This is a genomic window from Coleofasciculus sp. (genome assembly GCF_046539235.1).
GTDB lineage: Bacteria > Cyanobacteriota > Cyanobacteriia > Cyanobacteriales > Coleofasciculaceae > Coleofasciculus.
Window position 1 is genome coordinate 1 of the sequence record NZ_JBKHHI010000188.1, and the last position, 12,118, is coordinate 12,118.

The 12,118-nt window shown below is 46.4% G+C and carries 11 protein-coding genes; 8 read left to right on the forward strand and 3 right to left on the reverse strand.

The window, feature by feature from the left end; genetic code table 11:
- The 4 genes from ACLFWI_RS16930 to ACLFWI_RS16945 form a co-directional block, all read left to right on the forward strand.
- On the forward strand, nt 1-833 hold an 833-nt coding region (locus ACLFWI_RS16930), incomplete at its 5' end, for a M90 family metallopeptidase (RefSeq protein WP_446413886.1).
- A 41-nt stretch (nt 834-874) separates the two neighbouring features.
- Nucleotides 875-2,455, forward strand: a complete 1,581-nt coding sequence (locus ACLFWI_RS16935) for a mechanosensitive ion channel family protein (protein ID WP_446413887.1) — start codon at nt 875-877, stop codon at nt 2,453-2,455.
- A 159-nt stretch (nt 2,456-2,614) separates the two neighbouring features.
- Entirely contained in the window at nt 2,615-2,911 is a 297-nt protein-coding gene (locus ACLFWI_RS16940; protein ID WP_446406235.1) for an Mpo1-like protein, read from the forward strand.
- A gap of 191 nt (nt 2,912-3,102) precedes the next feature.
- On the forward strand, nt 3,103-4,491 hold the full coding sequence (locus tag ACLFWI_RS16945) for an amidohydrolase family protein (RefSeq protein WP_446413888.1): 1,389 nt from the start codon (nt 3,103-3,105) through the stop codon (nt 4,489-4,491).
- A gap of 60 nt (nt 4,492-4,551) precedes the next feature.
- Here the strand turns inward: ACLFWI_RS16945 and ACLFWI_RS16950 are convergent, their stop codons facing one another.
- Both ACLFWI_RS16950 and ACLFWI_RS16955 read right to left on the reverse strand, forming a co-directional pair.
- The gene (locus ACLFWI_RS16950; protein WP_446413889.1) at nt 4,552-5,883 is read right to left on the reverse strand and encodes a hemolysin family protein; all 1,332 of its coding nucleotides are present in this window, start codon (nt 5,881-5,883) and stop codon (nt 4,552-4,554) included.
- 36 nt (nt 5,884-5,919) lie between these two features.
- The gene (locus ACLFWI_RS16955; RefSeq protein WP_446413890.1) at nt 5,920-6,309 is read right to left on the reverse strand and encodes a hypothetical protein; all 390 of its coding nucleotides are present in this window, start codon (nt 6,307-6,309) and stop codon (nt 5,920-5,922) included.
- Between ACLFWI_RS16955 and mfd the strand changes: the two genes are divergently transcribed.
- The 4 genes from mfd to ACLFWI_RS16975 all read left to right on the forward strand — a co-directional run bounded on the left by mfd (nt 6,308) and on the right by ACLFWI_RS16975 (nt 11,766).
- On the forward strand, nt 6,308-9,901 hold the full coding sequence (mfd, locus tag ACLFWI_RS16960; RefSeq protein ID WP_446413891.1) for a transcription-repair coupling factor: 3,594 nt from the start codon (nt 6,308-6,310) through the stop codon (nt 9,899-9,901). The genes ACLFWI_RS16955 and mfd overlap by 2 nt on opposite strands.
- A 317-nt stretch (nt 9,902-10,218) precedes the next feature.
- Complete coding sequence (locus tag ACLFWI_RS16965; protein WP_446390086.1) at nt 10,219-10,353, forward strand: hypothetical protein; 135 nt, start codon at nt 10,219-10,221, stop codon at nt 10,351-10,353.
- 139 nt (nt 10,354-10,492) lie between these two features.
- On the forward strand, nt 10,493-11,125 hold the full coding sequence (locus tag ACLFWI_RS16970; protein ID WP_446413892.1) for an AAA family ATPase: 633 nt from the start codon (nt 10,493-10,495) through the stop codon (nt 11,123-11,125).
- Nucleotides 11,125-11,766 (forward strand): hypothetical protein, encoded by a 642-nt coding sequence (locus ACLFWI_RS16975; protein WP_446413893.1) that lies wholly within the window; start codon nt 11,125-11,127, stop codon nt 11,764-11,766. The genes ACLFWI_RS16970 and ACLFWI_RS16975 overlap by 1 nt, the downstream gene beginning before the upstream one ends.
- Before the next feature lie 55 nt (nt 11,767-11,821).
- Here ACLFWI_RS16975 and ACLFWI_RS16980 read toward each other — a convergent pair whose 3' ends face one another.
- On the reverse strand, nt 11,822-11,977 hold the full coding sequence (locus ACLFWI_RS16980) for a hypothetical protein (protein WP_446413894.1): 156 nt from the start codon (nt 11,975-11,977) through the stop codon (nt 11,822-11,824).
- Nucleotides 11,978-12,118: the final 141 nt, after the last annotated feature.

A 12,118-nucleotide genomic window follows, 5' to 3' on the forward strand; every position in this document is an offset into this window, starting at 1 on the left:
TTGAAGCTATTATTGTTTTAGTAATTATTGTTGGGATTTGCGCTGGGGTTCTATTAAGTCCACTTCTGACTAAATGGCGACGGAACCGTATCCAAAACAAACCGTTTCCTCGGCGTTGGCAAACAGTTATCCAGCAAACTTTGCCATTTTATCACCGTCTACCTCAATCCCGACAACGAAAACTCCAGGGTTACATTGCTGTTTTTTTAGCCGAAAAACAGTTTATTGGCTGTGGAGGATTACAGATTACTGAAGAAATCAAACTGACAATTGCGGCTCAGGCTTGTCTGCTTTTACTGAATGATAGAGGGGACTATTATCCCAATTTAGTTTCAATTCTGGTGTATCCCAGCGCCTATCGGGTCAAACCAACCAAGCGAATCAGTGATTATATTGTAGAAGAAAGAGATGAAGTGAGACTGGGGGAATCTTGGACGCGAGATCAACTTGTCCTATCCTGGCAGCAAATCGAATATGATATCCAGAATTGGCAGGATGGACATAATGTGGTTCTCCATGAATTTGCCCATCAGCTCGATCAAACCGATGGTATGATTAACGGTGTACCCAAGCTGGATTCTAAGGCTGATTATCGGACGTGGGCGCAGGTATTTAGCCAAGAGTATCAGCAATTACAACGCGATGCTCAACGCGGCAGAAAAACAGTGATGAATAAATATGGGGCGACTGATCCGGCTGAATTTTTTGCTGTGGCGACAGAGACATTCTTTGAAAAGCCTAATCAAATGGCAAGTAAACATACCGCGCTTTATCAGCAATTGAAACAATATTATAATTTAGATCCATTGGAGTGGAAGCTCTCCCAGACTTAGGGTGATAATAATGATAAAAAATATTTTCATGAGAATAATATATGAATACATTAATCATTTTTGCTGAAGTTAGCATCGTAATTATCATTTTCTTGGTTGTGATTTGGTTGGTGGGTAAGTTGTCAAAACTATTGATTAAATACCCACTCTTTAAGATTGAGGCGCAACAAGTCAAAATGATGCGTCGGAACATCACCGGATTGTTGCTCCTGACTGGCTTAGTGCTGTGCCTTGTGATTGTCGGTGTTAATGGTTTCTTGATCTATCAAGGGAAAGACTTACAAAAATATACACGAGACTTGATTGGACTTATTCCACCCGGATTTTGGCTAACTTTGGCAGTTGGTATTGTTCAAAGTATTGGTACGGTCATTTTAGCGGCGATCGCTCTAGCCTTGATTAAATACTGCCTCAAACTAGGGAACACTCGCACCAAAAATATAGACAGCAGCACCGCTGACGATGCAAGTATTGATGCTTTTTTCAACGCCCTTTATAAACGAATAAAAGGAGGAGTTTGGCTGTGGATAATCGCTTGCTGTACTCTGTTTATCAAGCTACCAGCCGTAATTTCTGACTATCTTTTTATCGCACTACGAATCTATTTGATCATTGCTGTTGGATTACTCGTCACTAAAGCAGCAGCTGCGATCGTAGATATCCTAAGTGTTCTCAGCATCAGATACTCCAGCCCTGATAACCTATTAAGATTTTACGATCGCTTACAACACCTCATCCCCTTTTTGAAGCGGTGTTTAGAATTAATCCTCTACGTCTGCATAGCTACATTAGTAACTCAGCAGATTAAATTAGTCGCTGATCTGTCCGATTGGGGTCTGCGAATTATCAAAATTATTGCGATGATATTCTTCAGTCGGGTGTTGTTTGAAGTGATTTCTTTGCTGGCTGAAGAATTAGTCTTTAAAGAGAAACATTTGACCGAGCGGCAAAGAAGCAGACGCTTAACGCTGGTTCCTCTATTTCGTAGCTTATTGCAATACGCAATTTATTTCACCGTTGGGGTTTCTATTCTCTATACTCTCGATATTGATCCAACTCCCATCCTAGCCGGTGCGGGTATTATTGGTCTAGCGGTAGGATTTGGTGCCCAGGAACTGGTTAACGATATGGTTTGTGGCTTCTTTATTTTGTTTGAAAACTACTATTTAGTTGGGGATTATATTGAAGCCGGGAACGTGGAAGAGAAAGTCGTCGAGGGGACGGTGGAGGCGATTGAACTGAGAACAACTCGTCTTAGACATCCTAATGGTCAATTACAGATTATTCGCAATGGTGCGATTGGCTCAGTGATTAACTACTCCAAAGAATACATTTTTGCCGTCGTGGAAGTTTGCGTACCCTATAATGCCAACTTAGGTCAAGTTTATCAAGTTGTTGAGGAAGTCGGACAGGAGTTAAACACAAATGATCCCGATGTCCTCGAACCCACACAAGTTGATGGTGTGGAAAGTCTAGGGGAATCTAACTTGTTGCTGCGGACATTGACGAAGGCAAAGCCAGGAAAGCATCTTCAAATCCAGCGCATTTTGAGGAAGATGTTTATGGATACCTTACGATCTGAAGGGATTCTATGTCTGGCTCCGATTAAAAAGGAAGAATAATTTAAAGAGGTTACAGTTAAATCAGGCGCACACCGGGGGCGCACGCCGTGCGCCCCTACAGGTTTTGGATGTAAGCCTAATCCATCAAATTAGGTGTGCCATGCCACTACAATATTCTAAGCTGGCTGAGTTGAGTGTCACTGTAGGAGAGTCCCATTGTTGAACAACTTCCAAGAAGCAAAAGCCCATTTCGTCGCCTCTCATCGGCATCCGATCAATCAGAGGCTGCACCACCTGACCAACCTACTCGCGATCGCAGCCGTTATCCTACTATTCTATGATTGGCGGTTGACCTTGATTTGTGTCATCCTTACCCAAGTCTTTGCTTTGGGGGGACATGCGTTCTTTGAGAAGAATGAACCCGCGTTTCGCAAATATCCTGGTATCACTATCCTCGCCTCCCTGTCTTGGTCATTTGAGAACTGGTTTGGGTTGCGTCCCGCGAGGAAAGGGTGATTGGGAATTGAAGATGGGGAAGATGAGGGAGATAGGGGAGATGAGGGAACTGGGTATACCAAATAATTTTTTCCTTCTACCCCTTTTGCCATCTGCCTCCTGCCTTGGAGCCTTCTTTTCCCATAGCCTGAACCCGTAATATTTAGTAACATTAAAGACTTAAGCCTTCATCAACAAGTTGAGGAGTGATAATGTATCAAGACTTGCTAGTGATCGATGCGGATGCTCATAAGCTAGAGAATCCGATGATTATGCGGGATTATCTAGAACCAGAGTATCGTAATCGCGTCGGTTTAGTGACTGATAGTCTCGGTGATCAACGAGCAAAGATTATCGACTTTAATCCAGAAACCGGGAAAAATGACTTCCTGCGGATGTTTCCCCAACCTCAGGGATTAGGGAAAGGTGGCTTTCGCAATCTGCATCCAGATACCACATTGGGTGCGATGTTCAATCGGGTGCGGATTCAACACATGGATCAAGAAGGGATTGATGTTCATGTTATCTTTGGTACGCTGAATCTGATCTTTTCCAGTATTCTGGATAAAGACTTTGCGATCGCACTCTGCCGCGCCTACAACAATTACATGGCAGATGATTGCCGGGGTTATGATAATCGCCTCAAACCCATTGGCGTTATTTGTCTTCAGGATGTAGATGAAGCGGTTAAGGAAATGTATCGCTGCGTCAACGAACTGGGGATGATTAGCGTCGCCGTTGCGCCCAATATGCCGATTCCCCATCCCAAAGCCCCCGATGCATTCCCCGAAATTCGCACCTGTAAGGCAATTAGCCATCCTGACTTCCGTCCAATTTTACAGGCGGCGGTAGACTTGGATATTGGCTTAGGGATTCACGGTGGACCGGGTTCCTACATGGTAGGCGGCATTGCGGATCATCTAGAAACCTTTGTCCTCAACCACATTTTTGTCCAGCGCAACCAGCAACAATTGGCATTAGCCCGGATGGTATTTGATGGGGCGTTTGAACAATTCCCCACCCTGCGCGTTGGCTTCTTAGAAGGGGGTTGTGGTTGGCTACCGGATTTAGCCCATGCGTTCCACGAACATTGGGAAAAGCGGATTCGCGACTTTGACCCTAAACATCCCTATCGCCCCTCTTTAATGGAATTCACTAAATTGATGATTCAAGAAAAAGGCGGACGCGATAATGTCAACATTATCTCTCAGGCGAAAAACCTGTTTGATTTGTTGTGGAATGCGGCACATGATCCGACCAAAATTGAGGATGCTAGCTTGTATGAACATTATGACCTGCGTCACCGTGACCCCTTCGAGTATTTTGAACGGGGTCAAATTTTTACCTCCTTTGAATCTGATGATCCGGGTCCTGCGTATTTGCCCGTAGCGATGGGTGAGATTGGTAAGCATTTAGCCTGTTTCTCTGGGGACTATGGTCACTGGGATGGTGTGCTGCACGGTTGTGTCCAGGATGCTGCAACGGTGGCGGATTATGACCGGGAACATCTGGGACTGCTGTTAGGCGGGAATGCGTTAGCCTTATATGGCGATCGTTTACGTCAATCCTTGCCAGAAAAACCCATGGTTGGTAGCGTTTAGAACAATAGGGCGACCCGATTAGTAGAGACGTTGCATGCAACGTCTCTACAAAAAGGATTATTAATACACATCATTGGGACGGTGATAATACTCTTTGTGCAACGGTATCACCAATACCTTATCCACCCGATTGCCATCCATATCCATCACTTCAAACCGTAATCCTCCCCATTCAAAATATTCAGCCGCTGTGGGGATGCGACCTAAATGAGTAATCACAAAACCGCCTAACGTATGATAGTTTCCCCGTTGCTCTCCCGGTAACTCGTCAATGCCAAATAGTTTGCGGAACTCTTCAACGGATAACATGCCATCAACTAACCAGGAACCATCCTCTCGCTGTACCGCGTGCAACTCATCCGCATCATCAAAAGAGGGAATTTCACCAATAATGGCTTCTAAAATATCATTGAGTGTGACTAATCCTTGAATCACCCCATACTCATCCACCACCAATGCTAAATGAGGTCCCGATTGCTTAAATAACTCCAATACTTTCAGCGCCCTTGTGCTTCCGGGGACAAATAACGGCTGTCGCAAGCAACAGGTCAAATCCAGGGGATGACCCGCGAGACAATGGGCAAGTAAGGTATTGACCTGCACAACACCCAGTACATTGTCAATCCCCCCCTGACAAACCGGAAAACGGGTATGGGAACTATTCATCATCTTATGGCGGTTTATTTCCGAGGAATCGTTTAAATTTAGCCAGACAATATCGGGACGAGGCGTCATCAAACTACTCACCCGGCGATCGCCTAATCGGAATACTCGCTGCACCATGTCTTGTTCGACTTTCTCAAAGGTTCCGGCTTCTGTGCCTTGCTGCATTAAAATCTTGATTTCTTCTTCGGTTACCGCCGGTTCTTGAGAGGGGGCGATGTCCAATAGGTGCAGTATAGTCTCTGTGGAATAGCTTAATAAATGAACCGCAGGCGCTGCGAGTTTTGCCAAAAATTGCATCGGTGCAGCTACCGCCGTGGCAATTAATTCTGGGTTACTAAGTGCCAATCGCTTAGGCACCAGTTCCCCGATAACCAGAGACAGGTAGGTAATTGTGACCACGACAACAAATAACGCGATCGCATCCGCCTTGGATGCAATTAGGGGAATTTCCTTTAACTGAGTGGCAAGTTGTTCAGCAATCGTCGCCCCACCAAAGGCACCAGCGAGGATACCAATTAGGGTAATCCCAATCTGAACCGTAGAGAGGAACTGATTCGGGGAATGGGTTAACTCCAAAGCCGTGCGAGCTTTAGAATTGCCTTGATTGGCTAACTGTTGTAGGCGTACCTTGCGAGCGGCGACAATCGCCATCTCTGACATAGCAAAGATACCATTGAGTCCGATAAGTAAGAGGATAAAGGCAATTTCGCGAGAGACAGAGGACATGAGTGTAATGGCTGGGAATGAGGGAGAATGTATTTCTCAGGTTCTAGTATCAAGCATGACTTGAGTTCTGGCTTTTGACTGTAGAGATGTGATGCGAGAAGCGTCTGGGTTTTGGTGTCGGGGCGTCTTTTGACTCCTATCCGTGGGAAGAAACCTGTCCTGACCAAGGTTTGAGGAGGGCGATAGATTAGTTTTTTTAACGCAGAGGGCGCAGAGGGTAGCGCAGAGGGACGCAGAGGGGTTGAGCGGGGGATTGGGTGTGGGGTGAATCAGGTTGGAGGTTTGGTGTTGGGGCTTCTTTTGACGATTGTTATTTCTTTTTGAGTCATAAGTGAGTAAATCTGCCTCGACTAGGGCTTCTACAATTAGATAAGCCGATGGATAGCGGCTTGGGTTGTCTATTTCTAATAACGTGCGGTGAATCATGGCATTCTCTTCTATCATTCGGACTCTGGAGCGATCGCCCCTGACGGGTGAACTCCTCTCTAAACTGAATCGTCAGTCGTCTTTGCACCTGAATGGGATTGCCCGTCTACCTAAGGGATTAGTCTCATCTGCCATCGCTCAAGCCGCAGGGCGTAATCTTTTGGTGATCTGCGCTACGTTGGAGGAAGCTAGTCGCTGGGCGGCGCAACTGGAAGCGATGAACTGGCAAACGGTTCATTTATATCCCACCTCAGAAGCGTCACCCTACGAACCGTTTGACCCAGAATCGGAAATGACCTGGGGACAAATGCAGGTATTAGCCGATTTGGTGATTGATCATTCCTCAAGTCCTGATCAGGGTAACCCACAGACTTCAACGGACAATGGACAGACAAAGCACAACGGACAACTGGCAATTGTTGCCACTTATGCGGCACTCCAACCCCATTTACCACCAGTCGCCACTTTTGCATCCTACTGCCTGACAATCAACCGAGGCGTAAGTTGGGATACGAAAGAAATCGATCAACAATTAGCACGCTTGGGTTATGAGCGAGTGCCACTGGTGGAAATGGAAGGTCAGTGGAGTCGGCGCGGTGATATTGTGGATATTTTCCCGGTTGCTGCCGAATTACCCGTGCGTTTGGAATGGTTCGGGGATGAACTCGAACAACTGCGCGAATTTGACCCCGCCACCCAACGCTCCCTAGATAAAATTGAGCAACTGGTACTCACCCCTACTGATTTTAGCCCCATTATTACTGATGCCCTCAGTGATACCCAAGCCCAACAGGTGCAAATCCATCTACAGGAAGAGGAACAGGCACTCTGGCAAGCGGGGGGACATCTGGAAGGGAGTCGTCGCTTCTTGGGGATTGCTTTTGATCAACCTGCTTCTGTGTTGGATTATTTGCCCGATAATACGGTTATTGCTATTGACGAACCTGAACAATGTCGCGCTCATTGCGATCGCTGGGTGGAACATGCTCAAGATCATTTAGATACCCTTACCCATCCTCTTCCCCCTCTGCATCGTCAATATGCTGAATTATTCAACACTCAAACCGCAGTCAGGGCGGGTGTTGATCAAACCTTATCATCAACACCGAAACAAAAATCCCTAAACCCGCCCCTACACAATCAAACCTTACTCTATTTATCGGAACTAGCAGAAGCCACCAATGAGAATGCGGTGAATTTAGCCAGCCGCCCGATTCCCGCCACACCCCACCAGTTTGCCAAACTTGCAGAAATTGTTCGCAGTGAACGCGATCGCAAGTTTTCGGTTTGGCTGGTTTCGGCTCAACCGAGTCGTTCGGTTTCTCTGTTACAGGAACATGATTGTCCCGCCCAGTTTGTTCCCAATCCCCGCGATTATCCGGCAATTGATAAACTGCAAAGCCAGAAAACACCTGTGGCGGTGAAATATTCCGGATTAGCGGAATTGGAAGGCTTTATCCTGCCCACGTTTCGCTTGGTTGTAATTACCGATCGCGAGTTTTTTGGACAGCATACTCTCGCCACTCCTAGTTATGTACGCAAACGCCGCCGCGCCGCCTCCAAACAGGTTGACCCGAATAAGTTAACCCCTGGGGATTATGTGGTGCATAAAAACCACGGAATTGGTCAATTTGTCAAGCTAGAAAGCCTCACCCTTAACCATGAAACCCGTGAATATTTAGTAATCAAATATGCCGATGGATTATTGCGCGTCGCCGCCGATCAGGTGGGGGTTTTGTCACGTTATCGCAGTGCCGATAGCCGTGCGCCCCAACTGAATAAAATGTCCAGCAAAGCCTGGGAAAAGACCAAAAGTCGGGTTCGCAAAACCATTAAGAAACTGGCGGTTGATTTACTTAAACTCTATGCCCAACGCAGTCAACGATCAGGTTATGCCTTTCCCATAGATTCCCCCTGGCAAGACGAATTAGAGGAATCCTTTCCCTATAAACCTACTCCAGATCAACTCAAAGCCGTGCAAGACGTAAAGCGAGATTTAGAGAGCGATCGCCCCATGGATCGCTTGGTCTGTGGGGATGTGGGCTTTGGCAAAACTGAGGTAGCTTTGCGGGCAATTTTTAAAGTGATTACCTCTGGAAAACAAGTCGCCTTCCTCGCCCCAACCACGATTCTTACTCAACAACATTACCACACGTTAAAAGAACGCTTTGCTCCTTATCCGATTCATGTGGGATTACTCAACCGTTTCCGCACCGCCCAGGAACGTAAGGAAATTCAGCGCCGCCTCAATACTGGGGAATTAGATGTGGTTGTGGGTACCCATCAATTATTAGGAAAAGGTGTAACATTCCGCGACTTAGGCATGTTAGTCGTCGATGAAGAACAGCGCTTTGGCGTGAATCAAAAGGAGAAAATTAAAACCCTAAAAACACAAGTTGATGTCCTCACCTTAACCGCCACACCAATTCCCCGCACCTTATATATGTCCCTCTCTGGTGTGCGGGAAATGAGTTTAATTACCACTCCCCCTCCCTCTCGGCGTCCGATTAAAACCCATTTAGCCCCCTATAATCCAGAAGCAGTTCGTACGGCAATTCGCACTGAATTAGACAGGGGAGGACAGGTGTTTTATGTAGTTCCCCGCGTCGAGGGAATTGAAGAAGTCGCCACGAAACTGCGGGAAATGATACCTAGCGCGAGACTGGCAATTGCCCATGGACAAATGCCAGAAGGGGAATTAGAATCCACCATGCTTACTTTTAGTAGCGGGGAAGCGGATATCCTGATTTGTACCACAATTATTGAATCCGGGTTAGATATTCCCCGTGTGAATACTATCCTGATTGAAGACGCCCAACGCTTTGGGTTAGCCCAACTCTACCAACTGCGGGGGCGAGTCGGGCGTTCTGGGGTGCAGGCACATGCTTGGTTATTTTATCCCAAACAAGATACTCTATCTGACGCCGCCCGCAAGCGTTTACGGGCGATTCAGGAGTTTACTCAGTTAGGTTCCGGGTATCAACTGGCGACGCGGGATATGGAAATCCGGGGGGTGGGAAATCTCCTAGGGGCGGAACAGTCGGGACAAATGGATGTGATTGGCTTTGATTTGTATATGGAAATGCTACAAGAAGCCATTCGCGAGATTCAGGGACAAGAAATTCCCCAAGTGGATGATACCCAAATTGACTTAAATCTTACCGCCTTTATCCCGGCGGATTATATTCCTGATTTAGATCAAAAAATGAGTGCGTATCGGACAGTTGCGGCGGCGAATTCTCGGTCTGAATTAGTCCAAATTGCCGCCGATTGGCATGATCGCTATGGTCCGTTACCCGCACCCGTTGAGCAATTATTGCGGATTGTGGAACTCAAGCAGGTGGCGAAGTCTGTAGGGTTTAGTCGGATTAAACCTGACGGGAAACAGCATGTCCTTTTGGAAACGCCAATGGAGGAACCCGCCTGGAAGCTATTGAAAGAGAACCTACCCGAACATTTGCGATCGCGCTTTGTCTATTCTCCTGGTAAAGTAACAGTACGGGGATTAGGGGTTCTCAAAGCCAATAAACAGTTAGAGAATTTAATCGACTGGTTAAGCAAGATGAAAGGAGCCTTACCGGAAGCAGTGTGAGGGAGTTGGAGGAGATGGGGAAGATGGGGGAGATATCGTTAAGCTGTTCGGCATTTAAACCTTAATATCAATAATGGCGCAATCCTTGTAGTTGCCGAGTGCCTAAAACAATCGATATCTCAACATAGCTAGGGGAAGAAAGAAGGCGGTTTTCACTCACGATTCACAAAAAATACTAACAGGCTGCAAAATAGCTATGCTTGGTGAACTGGAAATGGGATCAGTACAATTATACAATGATGAACAGGTGGTTTAGCAACGGCAAATCCTTTAGCAACTTCGTCAAGTAACTCAGACATCTCTAATTCAATGAACATTTGCGATCGCGCTTTGTCTATTCTTCTGGTAAAGTAACAGTATGGGGATTAGGAGTTCTCAACGCCAATAAACAGTTAGAGAATTTAATCGACTGGTTAAGCAAGATGAAAGGAGCCTTACCGGAAGCGGTATAAATGTTGAATGTGTAGGGGCGGGTTTAGGGAATCACGTTTCGCTATTGATGATAACGTTTATACAAAACCCGCCCTGACCCTAAGACGTAGCTTGCTTCTCGCTTCGCGAGGATGACGAATGACGAATGACGAATGACGAATGACAAATATAATCGCTATTATTAATGGAAAGGGAGGTGTTGGCAAAACCACAACCTCAGTCAACTTAGCCGCCGTACTTGCGGAAAAAAAACAGGTTTTGTTAGTAGATACTGATCCCCAAGGTTCAGCCAGTTGGTGGGTAGAACGAAGTGAGGGAGAAATCGGGTTTGATATCGCCCAAGAAACCAATCCTCAACTCTTAAGTCGTCTACAAACCCTGAAAGACTACGCAATAGCCGTTGTGGATACACCCCCCGCCCTGCGTTCAGACGCCTTGACTGCTGTAGTCGCGATCGCAGATTATATTATTTTACCCACACCTCCCGCACCGATGGACTTAGCGGTTTTAATGGAAACAGTACGGCGTGCGATCGCACCTGTAGGAACCGCCCATCGGGTATTGTTAACTCGGGTAGATTCTCGCAGTCGCCGGGAAGCGTTAGAGGCGCAAACCACACTCCGGGAACTCGGTGTTCCGGCATTCCGAACCTTTATTCGGATGTACAAAGCCCACGAACGCGCTGCATTGCAGGGGATACCGATTACTCAGTTGCGCGGAGAAAATGCCCGTGAAGCGCAAGCTGATTATCGCCGGGTGGCGGATGAACTACACCATCATTGGGGGTGCTAATGACAAAAAAAAAGTTAACTGATTTGCTGCGGGAAGAGGTGGAAAAATCGCCATCATCCCATCAGCAACCTATTGAAGATACTAACGAACCGAATACAGAAGCAGAGGACGAATCAACCATGGCAACCCGCCGAAGAACCAGTACCAGTAAATCTTCAACTCCCACCAAGGCTGACCTTGAAGCTACGGTTGCGGAATTGAAACAGGCACTCGAAGAAGCCCAACAACAAGAAACCACTGTGGTTAATTTAAAGGATAGTTTAGCTCAAGCTGAGCAACGAGAACAGCAGTTAAAGGAACAAGTTACGGACTTAGAAACCAAATTACAGCAGCAACACGAATCCGTTGAAAACTTACAAAATGAGTTAAAGAAATTCGACCATGTAAAGAGTGAATTTGATGACGCCAAAAAAGCCGCTGTTCAACTCGCCCAAGCCAATGAGAAATTGATGCAAGAAGTGGAGAGTTTGAAACAAGAGAATAAATCGCTTAAAGCTACTCAAAAGCGACCGATAGAACCCGCGCCACCCGTTGAAACCAAACGTCCTCCCGCTAGAACTCCCACCCGCCCTCTCGGACGCCCGATTCAAAAGGATAGCGAAAAGCCGGCTGATTTTGCCAACAAATCGTGGTTACTTTGACAATTTCATTTTTGGCAACGGGAATCAAGCTTCTCTGCGGGTGGAAGCCTTCTCCTCAGCCAACAGCGGCTTTTTCGTAGCCAGCCTTTGCCAACTTCGCATCGTCTAAAGCGTTGTGTTTTTTCGCATCTGAAAATCCGACAAACTCCTTTTTATTCACATCCGGGTTGACTCCAGTTACTTTGAGTACCAAGTAACCAAAAGCTTGCATTCGTCTAAAGACCGACTATATTTCTAGTTTTAGTCCATTTTAATGGACTTAAGCTATAAGCCAAGAACTTGAGTTCTTGGCGGGTGTTGGAACTTACTGACAAAAATGAAAAATATCAGTTTCAACGGGGTCAGGGCGGGT